18 protein-coding genes and 2 pseudogenes are annotated in these 23,281 nt (G+C 66.2%); 9 read left to right on the forward strand and 11 right to left on the reverse strand.

Translation table 11 applies throughout. The annotated features are described in order from the left end of the window. Positions 1-35: 35 nt before the first annotated feature. A complete protein-coding gene (locus G205_RS11620) occupies positions 36-581 on the reverse strand; it encodes a TspO/MBR family protein (protein WP_009358131.1) in 546 nt (181 codons plus the stop codon). A gap of 78 nt (positions 582-659) precedes the next feature. Here G205_RS11620 and G205_RS11625 point away from each other — a divergent pair, with 78 nt between their 5' ends. The 3 genes from G205_RS11625 (at position 660) to G205_RS11635 (ending at position 4,853) form a co-directional block, all read left to right on the forward strand. Beyond that, on the forward strand, positions 660-1,793 hold the full coding sequence (locus G205_RS11625; protein ID WP_083875056.1) for a lipid II:glycine glycyltransferase FemX: 1,134 nt from the start codon (positions 660-662) through the stop codon (positions 1,791-1,793). A 104-nt stretch (positions 1,794-1,897) separates the two neighbouring features. After that, positions 1,898-3,214 (forward strand): peptidoglycan bridge formation glycyltransferase FemA/FemB family protein, encoded by a 1,317-nt coding sequence (locus G205_RS11630; RefSeq protein ID WP_009358133.1) that lies wholly within the window; start codon positions 1,898-1,900, stop codon positions 3,212-3,214. Positions 3,215-3,446: 232 nt separating this feature from the next. Then, entirely contained in the window at positions 3,447-4,853 is a 1,407-nt protein-coding gene (locus G205_RS11635; protein ID WP_035752866.1) for a threonine/serine exporter family protein, read from the forward strand. Positions 4,854-4,891: 38 nt separating this feature from the next. On the opposite strand, the gene G205_RS11640 is transcribed toward G205_RS11635, so the two are convergent. Both G205_RS11640 and G205_RS11645 read right to left on the reverse strand, forming a co-directional pair. Then, positions 4,892-5,731, reverse strand: a complete 840-nt coding sequence (locus G205_RS11640; protein WP_009358135.1) for a siderophore-interacting protein — start codon at positions 5,729-5,731, stop codon at positions 4,892-4,894. A 15-nt stretch (positions 5,732-5,746) separates the two neighbouring features. Continuing rightward, positions 5,747-6,516, reverse strand: a pseudogene (locus G205_RS11645) (uracil-DNA glycosylase). 127 nt (positions 6,517-6,643) lie between these two features. On the opposite strand from G205_RS11645, the gene G205_RS11650 reads away from it, so the two are divergent. The 5 genes from G205_RS11650 to groL all read left to right on the forward strand — a co-directional run bounded on the left by G205_RS11650 (position 6,644) and on the right by groL (position 11,238). Continuing rightward, positions 6,644-7,030, forward strand: coding sequence for a DUF3263 domain-containing protein (locus tag G205_RS11650; RefSeq protein ID WP_009358136.1), 387 nt, complete (start codon positions 6,644-6,646; stop codon positions 7,028-7,030). Further along, positions 7,027-7,671, forward strand: coding sequence for a LytR C-terminal domain-containing protein (locus G205_RS11655; RefSeq protein ID WP_009358137.1), 645 nt, complete (start codon positions 7,027-7,029; stop codon positions 7,669-7,671). The genes G205_RS11650 and G205_RS11655 overlap by 4 nt, the downstream gene beginning before the upstream one ends. Positions 7,672-7,840: 169 nt before the next feature. After that, complete coding sequence (locus tag G205_RS11660; RefSeq protein ID WP_009358138.1) at positions 7,841-8,047, forward strand: cold-shock protein; 207 nt, start codon at positions 7,841-7,843, stop codon at positions 8,045-8,047. Continuing rightward, positions 8,044-9,312 (forward strand): ABC transporter substrate-binding protein, encoded by a 1,269-nt coding sequence (locus G205_RS11665; RefSeq protein ID WP_009358139.1) that lies wholly within the window; start codon positions 8,044-8,046, stop codon positions 9,310-9,312. The genes G205_RS11660 and G205_RS11665 overlap by 4 nt, the downstream gene beginning before the upstream one ends. A gap of 297 nt (positions 9,313-9,609) precedes the next feature. Continuing rightward, positions 9,610-11,238: a chaperonin GroEL gene (gene groL, locus G205_RS11670; RefSeq protein WP_009358140.1), complete on the forward strand. Its 1,629-nt coding sequence runs from the start codon at positions 9,610-9,612 to the stop codon at positions 11,236-11,238. 91 nt (positions 11,239-11,329) lie between these two features. Here the strand turns inward: groL and G205_RS11675 are convergent, their stop codons facing one another. Beyond that, on the reverse strand, positions 11,330-12,640 hold the full coding sequence (locus tag G205_RS11675) for an ABC transporter substrate-binding protein (protein ID WP_009358141.1): 1,311 nt from the start codon (positions 12,638-12,640) through the stop codon (positions 11,330-11,332). Positions 12,641-12,854: 214 nt separating this feature from the next. Here G205_RS11675 and G205_RS11680 point away from each other — a divergent pair, with 214 nt between their 5' ends. Further along, entirely contained in the window at positions 12,855-13,949 is a 1,095-nt protein-coding gene (locus G205_RS11680) for a ribonuclease HI family protein (RefSeq protein WP_009358142.1), read from the forward strand. On the opposite strand, the gene G205_RS11685 is transcribed toward G205_RS11680, so the two are convergent. The 7 genes and pseudogenes from G205_RS11685 to G205_RS11715 form a co-directional block, all read right to left on the reverse strand. Further along, positions 13,942-14,229 (reverse strand): WXG100 family type VII secretion target, encoded by a 288-nt coding sequence (locus G205_RS11685; RefSeq protein WP_009358143.1) that lies wholly within the window; start codon positions 14,227-14,229, stop codon positions 13,942-13,944. The two genes, G205_RS11680 and G205_RS11685, sit on opposite strands and share 8 nt — an antisense overlap. 106 nt (positions 14,230-14,335) lie before the next feature. After that, positions 14,336-15,808, reverse strand: a complete 1,473-nt coding sequence (locus G205_RS11690) for a sensor histidine kinase (protein WP_009358144.1) — start codon at positions 15,806-15,808, stop codon at positions 14,336-14,338. Between the two features lie 2 nt (positions 15,809-15,810). Then, positions 15,811-16,521 (reverse strand): response regulator transcription factor, encoded by a 711-nt coding sequence (locus tag G205_RS11695; RefSeq protein WP_009358145.1) that lies wholly within the window; start codon positions 16,519-16,521, stop codon positions 15,811-15,813. A 55-nt stretch (positions 16,522-16,576) separates the two neighbouring features. Then, a complete protein-coding gene (locus G205_RS11700; protein ID WP_009358146.1) occupies positions 16,577-17,077 on the reverse strand; it encodes a DUF427 domain-containing protein in 501 nt (166 codons plus the stop codon). Between the two features lie 99 nt (positions 17,078-17,176). Further along, positions 17,177-18,670 (reverse strand): hypothetical protein, encoded by a 1,494-nt coding sequence (locus G205_RS11705; protein ID WP_152419570.1) that lies wholly within the window; start codon positions 18,668-18,670, stop codon positions 17,177-17,179. Between the two features lie 459 nt (positions 18,671-19,129). After that, positions 19,130-20,776 (reverse strand): DNA repair helicase XPB, encoded by a 1,647-nt coding sequence (locus G205_RS11710; RefSeq protein ID WP_009358148.1) that lies wholly within the window; start codon positions 20,774-20,776, stop codon positions 19,130-19,132. Positions 20,777-20,789: 13 nt separating this feature from the next. Continuing rightward, positions 20,790-23,272 (reverse strand): annotated as a pseudogene (locus G205_RS11715) (helicase-associated domain-containing protein). Positions 23,273-23,281 lie beyond the last annotated feature (9 nt).

The raw sequence follows: 23,281 nt of genomic DNA on the forward strand, positions 1-23,281 counted from the left end.
ACCTGGGACGTCTCGATCCCGCCGGCCGCCCGCAGCTAGTTGTGGACGGCGGCCCACCAGTTCAAGGAGGCGGCGAACACCAGCCACGCCACGTAGGGCAGCAGGAGCAGGCCGGCAGTCCTGCTGATCGGGCCGAACTGCAGGACAGTAATGGTGACCGCGGCAATCAGCGCCAGGATGATGGCCAGCGCCAGCCACAAGGCAGCGGTGCCCAGCGTGGGATACAGGCCGAAGAACACCGGCGTCCAGACGAGGTTGAGTACGAGCTGGATGGCGTAGGCGGTCAGCGCGGGCCTGGTCTTCGCTGTCCTCTTCCGCCACACAAGCCATGCCGCAACGGCCATGGCCGTGTACAGCACGGTCCACACCGGTCCGAACACGAAGTTCGGCGGCGACCAGGGTGCTTTATCCGCCGTGGAGTACCACCCCTCCACGTTGTTGATGGTGGCCAGCCCGCCCAGCGCCGCGACCAGGAAGGACGCTGCCAGCAAGCCGGCCAGCACGGCCGCCTGGACCCCGCCGCGATACGGCACCGCGTTTTCTTCCGGCGGCGGCTTCAACTGTTCCCGGTCTTGCTGCATCCTTCCACCCTTGCGAGCCCCGGTGCCGGAGTCAAGGCGGAAGGCCGGTCCATCCGCAGGCTTTAGACTTGAGGCTGCATGTCCGCACACATCCACGAGTACCGAAACCGCGCATCAACCCGATTGGACACGGCCCCCTTGCGAGAATTCACCGCACGTTTTGCCACCGCCGAGGAAATTGAAAACTGGGACAAGCACGTCACGGCCAACCCGAACGGCGGCAACATGCTGCAGTCGGCCGCTTACGCCACGGTGAAAAACGGCAGCGGCTGGAAGGTCCGCTTCCTGGTGCTGGAAAACCCGGAAACAGCAAGCTACAACCTGGTACTGGAAAAGAAGTTCCCCGTGCTCGGCCGGCTGTGGTACCTGATCAAAGGCCCGGACCTTGCCGCGGCGGAAGATCTGAAGGCTGCGCTGCAAGCCTGCGCCGCGCTTGCCCGCGGGCGCAAACTCAACGTCTTCACCATCAAGATCGAACCGGACATTATCGACTCCACTGATGCCCGGGCGCAGCTGGCCACCGCCGGACTGGTCAAGGCGCCGAACATCCAGTCCAACGACTCCACCGCCCTGCTGGACATCTCCGGATCCGAAGAAACAGTCTTCAAAAACATCTCCTCCCGCGCCCGCAATGCGATCCGGCGGGCCGAACGGGAAGGCTGCGAAGTTGTGCGCATGGAACAGGGGCCCGAAACGTACCGCGCCCTGTACGACCTCATGGCGGACACGGTCAAGGCCAAGGGCTCGATGCCGCTGCGCAGCTATGAGTACTACGCCGCCTTCTGGGACGAATTCTGCAACCGGGGCCAGGGGAACTTCTTCTTTGCCTACGAGGACGGCAAGCCCAGTGTGGGCGCCTTCGTGATCAATTACGGCGCCAAAGCGACCTACAAGGACGGCGGCTCCATCCAGAACCGCAAACAATACGGCGACTCGCACCTGGTGCAGTGGGCAGCAATCCGGCGCATGCAGGAACTCGGCTGCATCGAGTACGACTTCTGCGGCACGCCACCGGCCTCGAGGATCAAGGACAAGAGCCACAACCTTTACGGCATGGGCATGTTCAAAACCAGCTTCACCAAAACGGTTACGGACTTCGTGGGCTGCCACGACTACGTGCTCTCGCCACTGCGGCACCGTCTCTGGGTCAAGGGCGCAGAAAGGGTGTTCCGCCGGATTGAAACGGCGCGGACCGGCCAGCAGTTCTACTGACCCCCACCTGTCCCGCGGCGCCGGCACCGGCACTGCGCCGCCCCAAGCCCCTCCCGCACCGCGGCGCACTGCCACGCCGCGAGAACACCGAAGAAGGTAACCCCTTGAATCCAGTCCCCACCGCCACCGGCCTTGAGTTCGCGGTCCTCAGCGATGCCGAGTTCGAGGCCTTCGCCCTGAAGCATCCGCAGAACAGCTTCCTGCAGTCCGTCGACTTTGCCCGGTTCCAGCGTGCCCGCGGCCAGGAGGTGGAACTCTTCGGCGTGCGCAGTGGCGGCGAACTCGTGGCAGCCGGCAAGCTGAACTACACCACGACGCGCCTTGGCTACACGGTCTGCGAATGCGCGAAGGGGCCGCTGGTGGACTACGCGGACACGGAACTGGTGCGCGCCGTCGTCGAACTCCTGCGGAAGCGAGCCGCCGAACGCAAGGCCGCCGAGCTGCGCATCTTCCCGAACGTCCACTACATTGCCCGGGACGAGGACGGTGCAGAACACCCCGAAGTGCTGGACAACCGTCCCCTCGTGGCGCAGCTGGAGGAGCTGGGGTTCCGGCACCAGGGCCTGGACATGGACTTCGTGAACGTGAACTGGATGTTCATCAAGAGCCTCGAAGGCATCCGGGACGCGGAAGAGCTGATCATGAGCACCAGCTACCGCACCCGGAAGGCAATCCGGAAGGCAGAGAAGAACGGTGTGTTCCTCGAGCAGGCCACGCTGGAAACGCTGGACGAGTTCTACGCCGCCCTGAGCCGGGCCGGGGACGAAAAGGGCTTCGTATACCGCGAGCGGGCCTACTACGAGCACCTGCTCCGCACCACGTCCCCCGAGTTCACCAAGCTCATGATGGCCAAGATCGACATCCCGGCCTACCGCAAGTCCATCACCGACCGCCTGGCCACTGAGTCCGCCACTGCCGCCGACCTCCGGCGCGAAGTGGAAGAGACCGGCAGCAAGAAGAAAGCCAACCGGCTCAAGGTGGTCCAGGACCTGGTGGACAGCTACGAGCGCAGCCTCAAGGACATCGAGCGGTTCCCGGACTCCGTGGGCGTTGCCACGGTGGCCGCCATCCACTTCGTCTGCTACGGCGACGAGGTGGTCTGCGTGATCGGTGGCACCGTCCAGGACTACATCTACTTCAACGGCGCCACGTCACTGTACTGGGGCATGATGCTGCACGCCCTGGAAAAGGGCTACCCGCGCTACAACTTCTACGGAACGTTCGGCATCTCCGGCCAGGACCAGGAGGGCCACGGCGGCTACGAGTTCAAGAAGGGCTTCGGCGGCGAAGTGGTCCAGCTGGTGGGTGGCTTCGCGATGCCCGTCCGGCCAGCCGTGTTCCATGCCAACCGGCTTGCGCGGGCGGCCGTCGCGGCGGCCCGCACCGTGCTGGGCAGGCTGCCCGGCAAACGCACATCCTGACCGGCACTCCGCACCGTATCCACACCGCCCCGGGAGGAGGGAACCCATGACCGACCGGCCCGAGCGCCCCGCGGCAGACCGCCCGCAGCGGGCAAAACCTGAGCCCGCAAAGCCTGAACCGGCCACCACAGGACCGGAACGCGCCGGAGCCGGACGTTCCGGCGCCGGATATCCCGGGGTCCGGCCGCACACCGACGGGCTGCCAAAGACGCAGCCGCTGACGGCTGCCCAGATGAGGCAGAACGCTGCGGCCAAGAAAATGCTGCGCCGGCTGGTCCAGGGCGAAAACCCGCCGACGGCGCCGCTCAGCATCGTGGACCGTCTGGCCGGCAGTCCCTACGCAAACCCCACCATCCAGGTGGGTGGCGTGGACACCTCGGCGCGCAAGACGCTCGACTTCGCCCTGCACCTGGCCGAGACCATGTTCCGCTACGGCGCCGGCGCGCTGGAGGTGGAAACCAGCATCATCGCGGTCACCGCGGCACTGGGGCTGAAGAACATCGAGGTGGACATCACCAACCAGTCCGTGGGCATCAACTACGCCCCCAAGGACCAGACGCCCATTGCGCTGCTGCGCGTGGTGCGGTCCTGGACCAACAACTATGCGGGCCTGGCCAAAGTGCACCAGCTGGTGACTGACATTGTGGCCGGGGGAGTGGGCCGCGACGAGGCCATCCGCAGGCTGAACGAGGCAATCACCAGCCCCAAGCCCTTTCCCCGCTGGATGGTCACAGTGGCCTTCGGCATTTTCGCGGCGGCGTTCGTGGGCGTGCTGGGCGGCGGCCCGGTGTCCTCGGCCATCGCGTTCGTTGCCAATATCGCCATCAGCCTGCTGGCGCGCCAGCTGGGACGGTGGCGCGTGCCTGACTTCTTCATTACCGCCAGCTGCTCCTTCGTGGTGACCCAGCTGGCCCTCCTGCTCTGGCAGTTCGGCCTGACCACCTCGCCGGCGATCGTGGTGGTGGGCGGCATCCTCCTGCTGCTTCCGACCGGGCGCCTGGTCTCGTCCGTGCAGGACGCCATCAACGGGTTCCCCGTCACGGCTGCCGGGCGGTTCCTGTCAACGCTGCTGACCTTCGGCGCCATCGTTGCGGGCATCGCCGTCGCGTTTGTCGTGGGTGAACTGACGGGGATGCAGCGCATCGACGTCACCCAGACGTTCCCGCCGGCCTATGACCTGTGGGTCCTGGTGATCCTTGTGGCGGTGGCTGTGATGGCCATCGGCATCACGGAACAAACCACTTGGCAGCTCCTGCTGCCCACCGCGGCTGTGGGCGTCGCCGGCTACTTCGTCCTGCTGGGCGGCGGGCTGCTCGGCATCGGTGACCGCTTCTCGCCCGCCCTCGCCGCAGTGGTGATCGGCCTGCTGGCGCGCGTGGTCGCCCTCCGCCTGGGGGCGCCGCAGCTGGTGGTGGCAGTCCCCGCGGCGCTGATCCTGCTTCCGGGCCTCACCATTTTCCGTTCCATGTACGTGCTCACCATCGAGGAGGCCGAGATCCTGCTGGGCGCCGGCGGCATGCTGAGCGCGGGCGCCATTGTGCTGGGAACGGCCGGGGGAATTGTCCTGGGCGACACCCTTGCGCGGCCCCTGACCCGGAGCCTGGCGAGCAACGAGCGGCGCCGCGCCCGCCGCCGGTAGTCCGGCACGCGGGCGGTTCCGGGCTGCGGGGCCGCGGGTCAGATCTGGCCGACCGGGAGCTTCTTTTCGGCCTGGAACACGTCCTCCACGCGTCCCTGCGCCCAGTAGCCGGACAGCGACACCTGCCTGCGTTCCAGGCCGCGCTGGGCGAAGAAGATCTCCCGGAGAGCCTTCATATAGCCCCGCTCGCCGTGTGCAAAAACGTCCACCGTCCCGGCCGGCCACTCGGCGCCGGCCACAGCGCTGACCAGCTGGTCGCTGGACCCGGCAGGTACGCCGTGACGGAACAGCCAGGTGATCTTCACGCCGGCGGGTGCGGAGAGCGGCTGCACGTCGGCGTCGGAATCCACCTCGAGGAAGGCCAGGCCTGTCGCCTCCGGAGGCAGCGCCTCCAGGCTTGCCGCGATGGCAGGCAGTGCTGCCTCGTCGCCGGCAAACAGGTACCAGTCAGCCTCCGGGTTTGGGTTGTAGGCGCCACCCGGACCGGTGAAGGTCAGCGGATCGCCGGGCTCGGCCTTGGCCGCCCAAGGGCCGGCCAGCCCCTCATCGCCGTGCACCACGAAATCTATGGCCAGTTCCCGGGCAGCGGGATCAACCCAGCGCAGAGTGTACGTGCGGGTGTAGGGCCACTGCTCGCGCGGCATGGTGTCCCGGATGCTCCACAGGTCAAGGGGAGCGGGGTATTCGACGCCGGGCTGCGGAAAGACAATCTTCACGTACCGGTCCGCGAAGCCGTTGTTGACGAAGTCGGCAAAGCCCGGCCCGCCGGCCACGATGCGCACCATGTGCAGCGAGAGCTGTTCCCGGCGGAGCACTTCAAGGCTGATCTGGGGACGGCTCTTTTTGGTGGCGGTGGTGGCGGCGGGAACAGTGCTCATAAGGCAAGCCTAACCTTAAGGAACCGGTGGAAGCTCCCAGGTTACGTCCCCTGCACCCTGCTCCCGCAGGAGCCGGTTCACCTGGCTGAAGGGCCGGGAACCGAAGAAACCGCGCGACGCGGACAACGGGCTCGGATGGGCGCTGGACACCACCGGCGTATCGCCCAGCAGCGGCCGGACGGACTCGGCCTCCTTGCCCCACAACAGCGCCACCAGCGGCATCGGTGCGCCGTCCGGGGACTGCCGGGCGGCAACTGCGGCGACGGCCGCCGTCGTGATTTTCTCCCAGCCCTTGCCCCGGTGCGAGCCCGCGGCACCGGCGCGTACCGTCATCACCCGGTTCAGCAGCAGCACGCCCTGCTCCGCCCAGGCGGACAGGTCGCCATGGACCGGGCCGGGATGCCGAGGTCCGCCTCCAGTTCACGGTAGATGTTCGCGAGGCTGCGGGGGATGGGCCGGGTGCGCTTGTCAACGGAGAATGAAAGGCCGACGGCGTGACCCGGCGTGGGGTAGGGATCCTGGCCCACCACCAGGACCTTCACGCCGGCAAGGGGCTGGCGGAACGCGCGCAGGACGTTCGACGGCGACGGCAGCACCTGGTGCCCCGCCGCCACCTCATCCGCCAGGAAACCGAGGACGGCACGAAGCTCGGATTCCACTCCTGCCAGCGCCCCGGCCCAGTCCGGAGCCACGAGGTCCGCAAGCGGACGCCGCGCGAGTTCTGCGAACCCGTCCGTTCCGGCAGGGTCCTGGTCCAGTTCGAACAAGGCGTCTGATTCAAGCACCGTCCCATTCTTGCAGGGGAGTTGAGTCGCCGGGCCACGGACAGGACTCCGGCGCAAATGACAAGGCTGTTATTCGTCCGTAGCATGGGGGTAGGACATTTTCCCCTAGACCTCGAAGGAGTGTGCCGTGGCGGAACCGGCCCGGGAACATCTGCCCGAGGAATTGCCGGAGCAGGAACCACGGAACACCCTGCTGGCGGACTTCAGGCTGCGCGAGTCACCGCTCAGCGAACGCGAGCAGCAGATGCTGGCGCTTGAGCGCCAGTGGTGGAAGTACGCAGGGGCCAAGGAACAGGCCATCCGGGAGCACTTCGACCTCTCTGCCACCCACTATTACCAGCTGCTGAACGCCCTGATCGACCGCGAGGATGCACTCGCCCACGATCCCATGCTGGTCAAGAGACTGCGTAGACTACGTACGTCCCGCCACCGGGCCCGGACTGCCCGGCGCCTGGCTCCGACGCCTAGGACCCCCGCGCCCCCAGCAGCAATTTCCCAAGGAAGTCAGCCATGACCAGATACGCCCGCGACGAATTCGACAAGGTCCCGGAAAACCCGCAGCGGCAAGGTGTGCACCGCACTGCTTCCGCACCCTCGCGGGTACGCCTCTGGCCCATCCTGGCAGTAGGGGTGGCGGCGCTGGCCATCGGGCTGGTGTCGTTCCTGATCCTTCCCAAACTTGGCTTTAACGGCACTGGCGCGCAGGTATCCTCCAGCCAGGAAGCGGCCCCGCTGGCGGAAACGGGCACAACGCCTTCCGCTACTCCCGAGAGCACGCCGGAGCCCACCACGGACGCCGTGCCATCGGCGTCAACCGGGCCGTCGCCCAGCCCCGAGGCAGTACCGGAGGTCACCACGGCGGCGCAGGCGCAGGTGGTCCTTGACCGGACCCAGCCCGTCGCCGTCTTCAACGCCACCGGAACGGCAGGCCTGGCCGGCCGGGTGGGCGGAACCGTCCAGGCGGACGGCTGGACCCTGGGGCAGGTTGGCAACTGGGCCGGAGCGCCGCAGCAGGGTTCCACGATCTTCTACGCAGGACCTGAACAGCTGGCCAACGCCCAGGCCCTTGCGCGGCTGCTGGGCGTCAGCACGCTGGTCAGCAGCACCGACTTCCAGGTTCCCCTGGTTGTGGTGCTGGGTCCCGGATACCGCTAAGCATTGCCGTTCGGCCGGTTACGCGTGAATAACTATTCCCGGCCCCACTCCGGGACACCTGCAGGGCAAACCCGGCATTGGCTAAAGTGAAGTCCAGGGTCCGGTCCGGGGCAGGCAAGCGCAATTCGGGCTCCTGGGTCCCCGGTCTCTACGGAAAGAGTTGGTCAGCATGGCACAGGGAACCGTGAAATGGTTCAACGCGGAAAAGGGCTACGGCTTCATCACCGTTGACGGATCCGGAGACGACATCTTTGTCCACTGGTCCGCCATCCAGGGTGAGGGCTACCGCGCGCTGGATGAGGGGCAGCGCGTTGAGCTTGAAGTCGGCGAAGGCGAGAAGGGCCCGCAGGCCGAAAGCGTCCGGCCCGCCGAGTGAAGCTTTTTCCCCTTTCCGCCGTCCATGTCCGTCCGGCGCTCGCCCTCTCCGCGTGCGCCCTCCTGGCTGCCACCGCTTGTTCCGGTGTCACCGGCAACGCCCGGGTGGAATCAGTCGAGGCGTCCGGCGATGGCATCCTGCGGGTTGGCCTGGTCCTGGACAGCACCGGTGACAGCAGTTTCCTCAATGACTCCCAGCTTGCCGCGGCGAAGCTCGCGGTCAAGGAGATCAACGCGACCGGCGGGCACAAGGGCAGGCCGGTGGAACTGCTGCCGGTCGAGGCGGGCCAGGATGCTGCGGCACAGGCACATGCATTGGTGGCGGGCAAGGCAGACGTTGTCATTGGACCCACCGATTCGAGCCACGCGCCCGCCGTCATTGATGTTCTCTCCCGTGCCAGGACGCCGCTGATCTCGCCGGCCAACACCGCAGCAGGACTTACCGGGACGGACTCCGGCGGCTACTACTTCCGCACTGCCGCCGCGGACGTCGCCCAGGCACCCGTCCTGGTGAAGCTTGCGAAGAATGCCGGTGCGGCCTCCGTTTCCGTCGTGTACCAGGAAGGGGCCTACGGCAAGGACGTTGCCGATGCCATTTCCGAGGCGGCGGCCCAGGCCGGATTGGAGGTGGCGGCATGCGAGGAGTTCCCGTCGGGGGAGGCGGGCAAGGCCGCCGGCGCGGCAGGGGAAGCCGACGCCGATGCCGTCATCCTGGTGGCCCGCGAAGGAGCCCAGGGTGCACTCGCGGAACTGGACAATGCCGGGATCGACGGGCCCCGCATCATCCTCAGCGACGGAGCCTTCGCCCGCTACGGGTCCAAGCTGGGCGCCAAAGCACTGGAAGGCGCCCGTGCAGTGGTCCCCGGCCAGCTTCCCTCCGCCGGATTCCAGGAACGGCTGCTCGCCGTCGACGGCCAATTGAAGGATGTTTCCTTCGCCGCAGAGACCTACGACGCCGTCACCCTCGCGGCCCTGGCCGCGGCCAGGGCCCAGGACGACGCCGGCCGTTCCATCGCCGCCAACCTTCTCAGTGTGTCCGGCGGCAGCGCCGGCGGGTCCGCCGAGGCCCCCGCCTGCTCCACCTACAAGGACTGCGTCACCGGGCTGGCGACGGGCGCGGGGATCAATTACGACGGCGAATCCGGCCCCGTCGCGTTCGACGCCAACGGAGACATCACCACGGCGAACTTCTCGGTCTTCACCTATGGTGCGGACAACCTGCCGGCCCCCAGCGGCAGCGAGACAGCGGGCCGCCCTGGGAACTGACGAGCTGATCGCCGTCAGCGAATAGACCCCGCCGCCCCGCCGCTTCCGGCGCCTTTCGCTTGCACTCTCACGTAGGGAGTGCTAATTATTGACTTAGCACTCTGACGTACCGACTGCTAACGCAAAGCCTGCTTCAAGCCGGCGGCGCGCGGCACCGGGCAAAGAGCGAAGAAACACCTGACTGGAGTGAGGTCCGCACCCGGAGGCATACAGAGGCCGCCGGCAAAGGACCGTCCGTCGCGGGCACTGCAGCGAAGGTTCATTCTTAACGACCGTCCCGAAAGGACCACTGCCGTTATGGCCAAGATCATTGCATTTGATGAAGAGGCACGCCGCGGCCTTGAGCGGGGCCTGAACACCCTCGCCGACGCCGTTAAGGTCACCCTCGGCCCGCGTGGACGCAACGTCGTCCTCGAAAAGAAGTGGGGCGCCCCCACGATCACCAACGATGGTGTTTCCATCGCCAAGGAGATCGAGCTGGATGATCCCTACGAGAAGATCGGCGCTGAGCTGGTCAAGGAAGTTGCCAAGAAGACGGATGACGTCGCAGGCGACGGCACCACCACCGCTACCGTGCTGGCCCAGGCCCTGGTCAAGGAAGGCCTGCGCAACGTTGCCGCCGGCGCCGACCCGCTGTCCCTGAAGCGCGGCATCGAAAAGGCCGTTGACGCTGTCACCGCCGAGCTGCTGAACTCCGCCAAGGAAATCGAAACCAAGGAAGAGATCGCCGCCACCGCCTCGATCTCCGCCGGTGACGACGAAATCGGTGCCCTGATTGCCGAAGCCCTGGACAAGGTTGGCAAGGAAGGCGTCATCACGGTCGAGGAATCCAACACCTTCGGCCTGGAGCTCGAACTCACCGAAGGCATGCGCTTCGACAAGGGTTACATCTCCGCTTACTTCGTCACCGACGCAGAGCGCCAGGAAACGGTCCTCGAGGACCCGTACATCCTGATCGTCAACTCCAAGATCTCCAACGTCAAGGAACTGGTTGCTGTCCTGGAAAAGGTCATGCAGTCCAACAAGCCGCTGCTGATCATCGCCGAGGACATCGAGGGCGAGGCCCTGGCCACCCTGATCGTCAACAAGATCCGCGGCACCTTCAAGTCCGTTGCCGTCAAGGCTCCGGGCTTCGGCGACCGCCGCAAGGCGCAGCTGGCCGACATCGCCGTCCTCACCGGCGGCCAGGTCATCTCCGAAGAGGTTGGCCTCAAGCTGGAGAACGCCGGCCTGGAACTGCTGGGCAAGGCACGCAAGGTTGTTGTCACCAAGGACGAGACCACCATCGTTGAAGGTGCCGGCGACGCCGACCAGATCGCTGGCCGCGTGTCCCAGATCCGTGCCGAGATCGAAAACTCCGACTCCGACTACGACCGCGAGAAGCTGCAGGAGCGCCTGGCCAAGCTGGCCGGCGGTGTTGCAGTCATCAAGGCCGGCGCCGCAACCGAAGTTGAGCTGAAGGAGCGCAAGCACCGCATCGAGGACGCCGTGCGCAACGCAAAGGCTGCCGTTGAAGAAGGCATCGTCGCCGGTGGCGGCGTGGCCCTCATCCAGGCCGGCGCAAAGGCATTCGCCAACCTGCAGCTCTCCGGCGACGAAGCAACCGGCGCCAACATCGTCCGTGTTGCCATCGACGCCCCGCTGAAGCAGATTGCCTTCAACGCAGGCATGGAGCCCGGCGTTGTGGTGGACAAGGTCCGTGGCCTGCCCGCAGGCCACGGCCTGAACGCCGCCACCGGCGAGTACGTCGACCTGCTGGCTGCCGGCGTGAACGACCCCGTCAAGGTGACCCGCTCTGCCCTGCAGAACGCGGCCTCCATCGCCGGCCTGTTCCTCACCACTGAGGCAGTCGTGGCCGACAAGCCGGAGAAGAACCCCGCTCCTGTCGGCGGCGGCGACGACATGGGCGGCATGGGCGGCTTCTAGCCTTCCTGCCGGGCCAGTCCCGCAGCTACAAGAAATGCGGCCCCTCTTTCGAGGGGCCGCATTTTTGTTGTCGGGTGATGCCAGGGGGAGGTTACTTCCGTGCGCTCGAGAGCATCCCTTCCACTTCCTTCTTGAAGGCTTCGGCGGCAGCCTGGGGAGTGAGCCGGTCGTAGAGAACTTCGTCCGTGTACCGCTTGATGACGTTCTGCACGCTGCCGGCACCCACCGGCGGGACCGGCGGTGCGTCCTTCATGTCCGGAGCAATGTCCTTGAGGAAGGACACCACGGTTGTGTCTGCGGGCTTCAGGTCAGGCGTGATGCTTTCGACAATCTCCGGGTTGGTGGGCACGCCACGGTCCGTCATCAGGATGGCGCCTGCCTCGGGACTGTTGGTCAGGTAGTTGATGAAGGTGGCGGCCTCGTCGGGGTGCTTGGAGCGGGACGAGGCGGACCAGAACATGGTGGGCTTGTAGTACATCCCGTTGTCCGCGGCGGATCCGTCAATGCTGGGAGCGCGGAGCATCTTGATGCTGCTGCCCGTGGTGGACTCCAGCGAACCGAGCTGGTTGGTCCACCACCAGGCCATGCCGACCCTGTTGGTGCCGAACAGGCTTTCCTCCAGGCCGGCGCCCGAATCCTCGGTGGCCACGGTTGCCGGCGGGCTGGCCTTGGAATCGCGCTGCTCCTCCAGCCGCTCCCAGAAGGACGCAGCTGTTGCCGTGTCGAAGTCCAGTTTGCCGTCGGCGGAGTAGAGGTTCTCGCCATGTTGGCGCAGCCAGATGATCAGGTCCGCCTCGTTGCTGCCGTACGCGGCCCCGTAGTTCTTCCCGTCACCAGCCGCGCTGATCTTCGAAGCCGTCTCCATGAAGTCGTCCCAGGTCCAGGTGGTGTCGTCCGGGAGGGGTACGCCCGCCGCCTCGAAGACCTTGGTGTTGGCCATGATGACATAGGCATTCTGGCCGGTGCTCAGGCCGTACTGCGCACCGTCGTACTGGCCTGACGCCAGGGCTTCCTTGTCCAGCTTTGAGGTGTCGATCCCGTCCTGCTTTCCCAGGTCCAGGAGGGCACCCCGCCCGCCGTACTCGGCGATGTACTTCTGGTCCATCTGGATGACGTCGGGAGCATCATTCGCGGCAGTCTTGGTGGCGAGCTTGTCCCAGTAGCTGGACCATTCGCCCGGTTCTGATTCGATGTTGATGTTGGGATGCTTCGCCTCAAAAGCGGTGATGACCTTTTCGGTCTGGGCATTGAGGTATTCGTTGCCCCACCAGGCGAAGCGCAGGGTGACCTGCTCGTTGCCGCCTGAGCCGCCGGGCGCACCGCAGCCGGTAGCAAGGATGGAGAGGGCCAGGGCCGCTGCGCCGAGCTGGAATTTCCGCCGGCTCACAGTCCGAATCGTCATTGATGTGCCTTCCTGAATGCCGCCTTCCTCCTCTGAAGCACCCATGCCCAGGAATAAGAAAGCGTTTTCTCGAGTAGTACTGCGATTGTTTCCCGAATGGCTCCCGCCCGTCAAGAACTTTCGGTAAACGTTTTCCCACTTGTCTTGGCTCCGCGCTGCGCAGGGGAAGCTGGCACGTGCCGCCATTGTCGCGCCGGTCTGGCAGGATGGACCGGTGACGATTACTGCAGCGGCTGACGGTTCGGCCTTGGGAAATCCCGGCCCGGCCGGCTGGGCCTGGTACGTGAATGACGACTGCTGGCGCGCTGGTGGCTGGCCCCACGGGACCAACAACCAGGGTGAACTGATGGCGGTGCTGGACCTTCTGCGCGCCACAGCCCATCTTCCGGGGGAGGACCTGCGGATCCTCTGCGACAGCCAATACGTCATCAACTCGATTACCAAGTGGATGCCGGGATGGAAGCGCAAAGGCTGGCGCAAGGCCGACGGCAAGCCCGTCCTGAACGTCGAGCTCCTGAAGGAGCTGGACCGGGAGCTTTCCGGCCGAAAGTACACGTTCGAATGGGTCAAGGGGCACGCCGGGCACGAGCTGAATGAGGCGGCTGATGAACGCGCCCGTGCTGCGGCCACGGCCTATCAGCAAGGCGTTGCCGCGCGCTCAGGTCCGGGTTTCCCCGGCGGACACCACCCCTCTTCCGGAGCTGCCGCTGCGGGATCCCGGCCAGCACCGGAATCCCGGCCCGCAGAGGCAGCTCCGGAAGCGCGGCAGGGTGCGGGGACGCAGCCGGTTGCCACCACTCCCGGTGCCGCCGGATCCGGCCGGACACCGGGGTCCCTTCCTCCGGGAAGCGTGGACGAACCTGACCTGTTCAGCCAGCTCGAAAGCGACGCTTTCGACGTCGCTGAAGCCAAACGTCAGGCCTCGCCGCCCGAAGCCCTCGTCGAGGAGCTGGAGCGTGAGCTGCTGGGCCCGCTGGTGCGCGGTGACATCGGCCGCACGGCCGTCCTGTTGCACCCTGATTTTATGGAGATCGGCAGCTCGGGGCGGGTGTGGACGCGCGATGCCATGATGATGGCGCTTGAGGAGGATCCCGGGGAGCGGACCGATATTGAGATCCTGGGCGCTGACCGGATCGGGACCGGCGCCGTCCTGCTGACCTACCGGAGCTTTACCCGCTCCGGAACCGTCCTTCGGAGTTCGCTGTGGGTCCTGGACGGAGACCGCTGGCGCCTCCGGTTCCACCAGGGGACACCGGAAGCTAAAACGCACGCCGCGGAGGCACAACCGCCCGCCTGGCTGGCTAGCTGAAACGCTGGGTGTTGCCCTGTTCGGCCTGGGCGTAGGTGGCGGCAGCGGATGCCAGGGCGGCGTTGATGGATGCCAGGGCGGCCTCGACCCGGCCCTGGGTCATTGTCCACTCGGCGATCAGGGCCTGGAAGTTGGTGGCGGCAGAGCCGCGCCAGGACCCCTGGAGTTCATCCAGTCCGTGCTTCATGGCCTGGACGTCAGCGCTGATCCTGTCCACGGTTGCCTGCACGTTGGCGGACTTCAGCTGCAGCAGGTCGGTATCGACGGAGATGATGCTCATGGCAGTGCCTTTCGCGATGGTGGGCAGCAGAAGCTTCCCCGCCCGGCCTTTCCGGGTACTGCAACGAGCCTAGGGACGCCCGTGCGCCCCGCGCCAAGGGCGAACGCTATATGTGGATAACCTCGCCGTCGCTGCCTTGGGCATCGGCCTGCTCCGGGTGGTCCTCACGGCAGGGCAGGCTGACCACCAGGGTGGCACCGCCGCCGTCGGTCTGGGCCACCCGGACTGAACCGCCGTGGGAGCCCACGATCGCGGCAACGATGGCCAGGCCCAGGCCGCTGCCGCCTGTTTCACGGGTCCGGGAAGTGTCCGCCCGGTAGAACCGTTCGAACACCTTGGAGGCGTCCTCGTCCGATATCCCGGGCCCGTGGTCACGGACCTCGATGACGGACAGGGATTCACCGTTCGCGCGCCGGACGCCCACGGCGAGTTCGATGGGGCTGCCCTCGGGGGTGTAGCGGAGGGCGTTGCCCACCAGATTGCCCACCACCTGGCGAAGCTTGGCTTCGTCACCGAGCGCTGGCGCGGGGGAGGCGGGGCCGCCGTCGAGCCCGGTCAATGAAATGACGCGCGAGCGGTCGCTGGCCTGGGTGTCCACTACGGCGTCGTGCGCAATCAGCTGCAGGTCCACCGGCTTTTGCTGCAGCGGACGCTGTTCATCCAGCCGGGCCAGCAGCAGCAGGTCCTCCACCATGGATCCCATCCGCTTGGCTTCGCTTTCGATCCGGCCCATGGCGGTGGCCACGTCCTCGTCGGTGGCCAGGGCACCATGCCGGTACAGCTCCGAAAAACCGCGGATGGTCACCAACGGCGTCCGCAGCTCGTGGGAAGCATCGGCGGCGAACCGCCGCATCCTCGCTTCCGAGGCTGTGCGGGCCGCGAACGCTGTTTCAATGTGCGCAAGCATGGCATTCAGCGAACTGCTGAGCCTGCCGAGTTCCGTGGCTGGATTCTCCACCTCCACGCGCCGGGACAGGTCGCCGGCGGCAATCGCTGCCGCCGTCTTTTCCACCCTGGCCAGGGGCCGGAATGCCCGGGACACGGTCCAGGAGGCTATCAGGGAAGCCAGGAGCAGGGTAAGCAGGCCAACGCCCGTGACCACCAGGCTGGCATGTTTGAGGACGTCGTCCACGCTCTGCAGCGGCAGGCCAATGACCACGACGCCGGCGCCCTGGTTGGTCTGGACCGGAACGGCGACGACCCGCCAGTTTTCGCCGTCCGTTCCGCGGACCTGGTACGGCACCACGCCCCGTGCCTGTGCCGCCACCACTGACATGGACTTGATGTCGGGGTGGATATTGGGGTCGCCGCCGAACGGTATGGGGTCCTCGCCGGGGGCGAACAGGAGCAGGGAGTAATCCGTGGGCACCGGATTGGGTGCCTGCAGCTGGCTGAACGAGCCCTGGTTCCGGGCCACGCCGACGGCCGCGTTCAGCTTCTCATCCACCTGGCCCTGCAGGTAGCTGTGCAGCAGCGCGAGGGTGCCGGCCCCGGTCACCGTCAAGGCCACAATCAGCAGGGCCATGATCATGGCCACCAGCTGCGTCCTCAGGGAGGAGGACTTCCACCGATCCAGCAAGGTCAGCGCTTTTCTGCCGTCCGGAGCACGTAGCCCACGCCGCGTTTTGTCTGGATCAGGGCCGGCGCCTCGGGATCGATGTCCACCTTCCGGCGGAGGTAGGAGATGTAGGACTCAACGATCGACGCATCGCCGTTGAAGTCGTACTCCCAGACGTGATCGAGGATCTGTGACTTGGACAGCACGCGGTTGGGGTTGAGCATGAGGTAGCGGAGCAGCTTGAACTCGGTGGGGGAGAGTTCAATAACGGTGCCGCCGCGGCGCACCTCGTGGGCGTCGTCGTCGAGCTCAAGGTCTCCTACCCGGATGACGGCGTCGTCGTCCAGCAGCGGCTGCGTGCGGCGCAGCACGGCGCGGATCCGGGCCACCACCTCGTCCAGGCTGAAGGGTTTGGTGACGTAGTCGTCGCCACCCACCGTTAGTCCCGTGACCTTGTCCTCGGTGTCGTCCTTGGCCGTGAGGAAGAGGACAGGGAAGTGCTTCCCGGAGGCGCGGAGCTTCCGGGTCACCGTGAACCCGTCCATGTCCGGCAGCATGACGTCCAGCACGGCCAGGTCGGGCGCGTGCGTATCCGCGGCGGCCAGCGCGTCCCGGCCGTTGGCGGCGGAGACAACCTCGAACCCGGCGAAACGCAGCGAAGTGGAGAGCAGCTCACGGATGTTGGGTTCATCGTCGACAACGAGGAGCTTGGCTTCGGGGCCGGTCTTGTTCATGCTCCCATCATGCTCCCAGTCTCTGGGAGTTGTCTGGACGTTGACTGGAAAGTGGCTACCAGCCCATGGTGCCCGGGCCGCCCTTGAACGGGCCCGCCACGCGGTGCGTGATCCACCCGCCGTAAAAGCCGCCCGCCTGCGGGCGCACGCGCTCGCCGTCCACCTCGCAGTAGTCCATCTTCCCCGGATACACAGCCACCCGGTCCGCCAGCTCCTCGTAGCCGGCCATGGGCTCCGGATAGAACCAGGCTGCTCGTTCCGCAGCAATTCCGCCGCCGACGACGGTCAGGTAGCTGGCAGGCCCCTTGAACTCGCAGAAACTGCTGCCGTCGGCAGGGATGAGGGACCCCGGCCGGAAGTCTTGCCGGCGGAAGTAGTAGACAGGCGGGTGGCTGGTTTCAAGAACCCGGAGAGAGTCCGTGGTGTCCAGGACCAGCTCCCCGCCCAGGACGATCCGGACCCGTTCGTTGCTGGGTTCAACCCTGGGCGGCCGTGGATAGTCCCAGACCGATTCCTGGCCGGGAAGGGGAACCTCAGGGGTTTTGCGTGGGTGCATGCCTCCAGTTTCCACCCTGGATGGGCGGAATGGAGGTGGCCTGCACGAGAGGGCGGGGTCCCCGACATCCGCCGGAAACCCCGCCACTAGGGTCGCGGGTTAGGGGACGCTGTTGTCGATGGTGAACTGCTCAACACCACAAGCAGACGTTGCCGGGTCGTTGAAGGCATCGCCGCTGTAGCTGGATGCCCAGCGCCAGGTTCCCTCTGCGGTGGCATGGAACGTGGTGTTCGTGGTGGCTGCGGTCCCGTTGGAGACATTGACCGTTTGCGTGTACGCCGGGGTACCCGCGCAGGTCGCATCACTCGGGGAGTAGAGGTTGAACGTTACGGTTCCCGTTGGTGTGCCGATTCCTCCGGATAGTGTCAGGTTGTCGTTCGGGATCAAGTCTTGGGCGGTGGTGATGGATGGCTGGCCTTTGGTGAACTTATTGGTGTAGGTGCAAGTGACGTTCTGGCCAGGGCCGAGCACGATCGATACCTGCTGTCCTGTGATAGTCACGCCGGTGGCCGTGCTGCAAACTAGGGACACAAAGCTCCACGGTGCAGTCTGGGCACCCTCCGTGACGGAGTACGTTCCTGCAGCAAGTCCGTTGTAAGCCTGGGAGCCACCGTTGACCAAGGAGAAGCTGGCAGGCGTCAGGTTGGTCGTTGTGTAGTCGAAGGACTTCGTTCCGGGCACGGGCTCGTCTTGAGTCACCTTATTGATGGTGATGCTTCCGCAGTTGCTGATGTTGACCGGAACTGGCGCAATGAAGTCCTTCAGCTCCGCGGGGAACGACGAGGAGGACCGGCTCTTAACAAATGCGCTGCCGAATGCCTCACATTCGCCTTCCTCGAACACGCCGGCGTCGGTCAGGTTGATGGCGGCTTCACCAAACAAGCCGATGCCGAGAGTACCGCCCGCGATTGGTTCAGTGACTGAGACTGTGTTTACGGCAGCTTCAGCAACTGGAGGTACGCCGGCCGGTGGGTTTGTCAGGTTTTTGTTTTCGCCCCAACAAGGCAGAGTATTGGCGGCAAAGCAGTCGTCCGCAGAATCGCCGTTACCCGCCGTGAGCCAGGTATTGAGTCCAATCGTCGGTGTGCCGCTGCCAGCGAAATCATAGGTGACCAATAGATCGCCCGCGGTACGGTTGAGGTCTACGTCTCCCGTGGACGCCGAAGTAAAGCCCGCTGTGGGATTCTTGCTGATCTCGAAGTCCAGGTTGGCGTTGCCGATGTTGACCAGTCGCTCCCAAGCCAGGTAGAGGAAGATATCCCCGTTCGCTGCTTGCTCAGACGCCTCGTAGAAGCGGGTGAGGTCGTTCTTGTTCGGAGGAATGGAACCGGTGACTACCGTAGTGGCTGGATCATCCTCTTTGGTGCCCTGGCCGAACGAATTATCAGTCCGCCCGGGGTCCCGGTCTACACCTGTGCTGCGGCCGGGTACGTTGGCCCAGTCAATATTCCCTGCGGTATTTACAACAAGGTTTCCGTCATTGCCTTCGAAGGTGCTGTCCGGAAGCACAGCCTGTGCCCCGGTCATTCCAGCAAGGACAAACCCTAGACAGGCGAGTCCAGCGCCCCAGCGGGCGCGCGTGATGTTTTTCATGGGTGACGCTCACTATCTAAGTGGCCGATGAAAACCAGGCGTGACCCGGTGGTCCGCCCGTTGATCCCCCAGCAACTCTCCCCAATATTGGATCGGCCGTCGCCCCTGGAAGGGGTGACGGCCGGACTACTCCGGTCGTCGCTTCTTCGCGGCGGATCGAAGTCGGCTGGGCAGCACGGAGCCAGCCGTCATTGCTGGAGGTGCGCCGTGGATAAAGCTGGGCAGTGCGTGCATGAGTGCAACGTTCTGTGAGGCGGACCAGGCAGCGGAAGCCAAGCCCTGGTCCTGATCTGAGCTCAGGACCTGTTACCGATATGTAACCCAGCGCTTTGAGTGTACGCCCGGGACCATACCGTGACAACGACGTCCCGCTGGAAATGTGGGTCACCGCAGAAGGATGTTTTGGGACACCTAAATACTGGGTTCACTTCGACTGATGCCCACCATGGTCACCGGTAGCTAGCCCGGCTGGCCGACGTCCTTGGCATCCATGATCCGGTACGCGTAGCCCTGTTCTGCCAGGAACCGCTGGCGCTTCGCTGCAAAATCCTGGTCCAGGGTGTCCCGCGCCACCAGCGAATAGAAGCGTGCTGCCCGGCCGTCCTTCTTCGGCCGCAGCAGCCTTCCCAGCCGCTGTGCCTCCTCCTGCCGGGACCCGAAGGAGCCGGACACCTGGATGGCCACGGAGGCCTCGGGCAGGTCGATGGAGAAGTTGGCGACCTTGGACACCACCAGCGTCTGGATGTCGCCGGCGCGGAATTCGTCAAAAAGCCGCTGGCGTACCTTCACGGAGGTGTCGCCCTTGATGACGGGAGCCCCCAGGCGCCCGCCGAGGTCATCCAGCTGGTCGATGTACTGCCCGATCACGAGCAGTTGCTCCCCGGCATGTCTGGCCACGAGTTCCTCCACCACCTGGGTCTTGGATTCGGAGGTGGAGCACAGCCGGTACTTGTCGGCGTCGTCGGCCATGGCGTAGGCCACCCGCTCATCCTTGGACAGGTCCACGCGGACCTCCACGCAGTCCGCGGGGGCGATGTACCCCTGGGACTCAATGTCCTTCCACGGGGCGTCGTAGCGCTTGGGCCCGATCAGGCTGAACACCTCGCCTTCCCGGCCGTCCTCCCGGACCAGCGTGGCGGTCAGCCCAAGGCGGCGCCTTGCCTGCAGGTCGGCCGTCATCCGGAAGATCGGGGCCGGCAGCAGGTGCACCTCGTCGTAGATGATCAGGCCCCAGTCGTGGCCGTCCACCAGTTCCAGGTGCGGATACAGGCCGCCCCGCCGGGTGGTGAGGACCTGGTAGGTGGCGATGGTGACCGGCCGGACTTCCTTGACCGCACCGGAGTACTCGCCGATCTCGTCGGCGGTCAGGGATGTGCGCTTCAGCAGCTCGTCCTTCCACTGCCGGGCGGCAACGGTGTTCGTCACCAGGATCAGGGTGGTGGTGGAACCGGTGGCCATGGCTGCCGCCCCCACCAGGGTCTTGCCCGCACCGCAGGGCAGCACCACCACGCCGCTGCCGCCGGCCCAGAAGTTTTCGCTGGCCAGCCGCTGGTATGGCCGCAGCTGCCAGCCGTCCTCGTTCAGCGCGATCAGGTGCGGGGTCCCGTCCACATATCCCGCCAGGTCCTCCGCCGGCCAGCCGATCTTAAGCAGGAGCTGCTTCAGCTGCCCCCGCTGGGACGCGTGCACAACCACCGTTTCGCCGTCGATCCGGGGCCCCAGCAGGGGCTGGATTTTCTTTGCCCGGATCACTTCCTCGAGGACCGGGTAGTCGTCCGTCCGCATCACCAGGCCGTGCTGGGGATCCTTTTCCAGGCGGAGCCGGCCGTACCGCGACATCGTCTCCTCGATATCGATCAGCAGCGAATGTGGCACGGGGAACCGGGAGTACTTCAGCAGCGTGTCCAGCACCTTCTCCGCGTCGAGTCCCGCGGCCCGGGCGTTCCACAGGCCCAGCGGCGTGAGCCGGTAGCTGTGCATGTGCTCGGGCGCCCGTTCCAGCTCTGCGAACGGGGCGATGGCATGCCGCGCCTCGGTGGCCAGCTCGTGGTCCACCTCAAGCAGGATGGTTTTGTCGCTTTGGACGATCAGGGGTCCGTCGTTCACGCGGGGGAGTCCTTCACTGGCGCAGTTCCTCTGCGGCCTCAACATCGATGATCCGGTGGATGGACAGGACGCGCTCCGTCTCCTTTGCAGGGTCAAACACCCGGACGCGTCCGCCGCTTACGGAGAGGGGAACAACAACTTCAAGGTTGGCATTCCCCAGGCTGTCCACCACGTTCATGCTGATCCGCTGCTTCAGTCTGATGGCCCGCTGCAGTACCTCCAGCCCCAGCTGCGTGGCCGCTTCGCCGGCATGGTCACCGCCGGGCTGGCGTACGACGGCGGCGCCCGCCTGGCGCAGTACCGCCAGCTGGGCAGCCACGTCCTCGTCCGCCGGAGCCGAGCGGGGCGGCGTGTAGACGGGACGGAGGCTTTCCTGCGGAACGGGGTTCCGCCGGAGCCTGATGGCAGGGTCCTCAGTCCCTTCCACGGCAGGCGACAGTCCCAGGCTTCGCAGGACCTGGGCCGCCTGCCGCGGTGGTGCCGTGGAGATGAGGACCGTGGGCGCAATCCTGACCAGCCCCAGCCCGGCCGCCTTGGGCCCGGACAGGAGCTCGAGCAGGGCCGCCTCGTCCTCGCTCTGGATAAAGCTGGCCGCCTGCCCCACCCGCACGCGGCCGTGCCGGGAGGCGGTGTCCTCCACCAGATATTGCAGCGGCTGGGGCACCGCGGTGGCGGAGTGCTCCCGCAGGAACTCCAGCAGCCCCGGGGCGTCATAGCCGGAATCAAGCGCGCGGCGGACGGAGCTGTCCGTGAACCTGTAGATGGTGGCCGGCCCCTGGCCTTCGGCGTCGGCCATGACCAGGAGCTTTTCGGTCAGTTCAGGGGCAAGGTAGCCGGGAGCGACGGCCGTGAGGTCCGCCTGCAGGAGCACGTGGTTCAAGGCAGCAGGAAGGTGTTCACCCAGGATCGCCAGTGCCGCGTCCGGGCGGTCCTCCGCGAAGGCGCTGCCCAATTGCGTCAGCGCCCCGGACCCCACCAGCCCGAGCAGTTCGGCCTCCGCCAGAACCCCGCGGATCAGCGAACTGAACCGCCGCGCCATCCGGGGCTGGGCCCACTCAGCGCGCTGGAGGACGGCGGCGGCGTCCAGCACGGGAGCCGCGCCGTCCTGCGCCACGGCTTCAGTGGTGAGTTCGTGCAGGATCTCCAGGATGCGCTTGCGGATTACCGGGGCGTCGGGGCGCTGCGGCTCGGCGGACAGCGGCACAATGGTGCTGCCGGCAGCGGTGCGGTGTCCAGCGGGCAGTCCCTGCGCGCCGTTGACAGGCTGGCCCACCATGGAGGGGACCCTTTCGCTGGCCAGCCAGGCGTTCACCAGCCACAGCCATTGTTCCTGCCGCGGCAAGCCAAGCCACTCGAGCTCCGGCGGCTGGACCCAGGACGACGAGTCCACGTCCAGCCGGATCAGGCCCGCCAGCCCGCACAGTTCCAGCAGCAGCCCAACCCGGGCCTGCTCAACACGGAGCAGCTCGGCAAGCCGGCGGGTTTCCCGGACCCCCACCCCGCCGCTGCGCAGCGTCACCAGGGGCTGCTCCCGTACTGCATGCAGGAGTTCACCCACCAGCCTCAGCGTCTCGGAGATGGCGCTCATCGCCGCGTTCCTCCGCAGCACGGCAGTGGTCCAGCCCAGTTCCGGGACAGGCGGTGAAAGGGCGAAGTCATCGATGATCACGCCACCACGCAGGGACAGTCCCACGCTGTGCGGCAGCTCCACGTGTGCCGCATCGAGCGGCACCAGCAGGCCGCGGGCCAGGAGCCAGTCAATCGGCCCGACGTCGGAGCCTTCCGTCGTGACGGACGCCTTGCGTTGCGCCTGGGGGACGGCACCCATGGCCCAGTTCCGGAACCTGCCGAGCAACGCCGTCGTCCGTTCCGGCGCACCGGCGAGGATGCCTTTCAGCGCCTCGGGAGAGGACGTCCAGTGCTGCAGTGCGAGGGCTGCCTCCATGGGGGTGGTGGCGTCCTGGATGGCGGCGCCGCTGTGGTGCAGCTCGGAAACCAGTTGGACGGCGCGCTGGGCGAACGCCGGCTGGAGGCGCACCAGTTCCGTGTAGCTCCGGCCCAGGCCCGCCGGGTAAAGCCCCACAACGTCCTTGAGGCACCCGACCGGCAGGTAATAGTGCTGCCGCGAGGCGGAGGCGGGCGTCCCGTGCGGAGGTGCCGCCCGGTGCACCAGTGCCATTTCCTGCAGCCCGGCCAGGATCTGCTCGACGGTGGCCACGGTGCACCCGAGATCATCTTGCGCAGCCCAGCGGCAGAAGCACTGTGCTCGGTATCCGTGTTGGTGCACAGGTGAAGGGTTTCCAGCACCTGCATCTGTGGCCGGTTGAGCCGTTCAAGGGCCCGCTGGACGCTGACCCGGGAACTTGCCCGGGCAGCGAGGGCGGAGAAATCGGGAACAGCGGGGGAGAGCAGGTCCGGCCGCGCGGCGAACAGCGCACGCAACGAGTCGTCGCTGCGTGACTCAAGATCCTTGCCGAGCGCGCGTATGAGGGACATCAGTCCCAA

It is taken from the genome of Arthrobacter nitrophenolicus, from assembly GCF_000332815.1.
GTDB classification, from domain to species: Bacteria; Actinomycetota; Actinomycetes; order Actinomycetales; family Micrococcaceae; genus Arthrobacter; species Arthrobacter nitrophenolicus.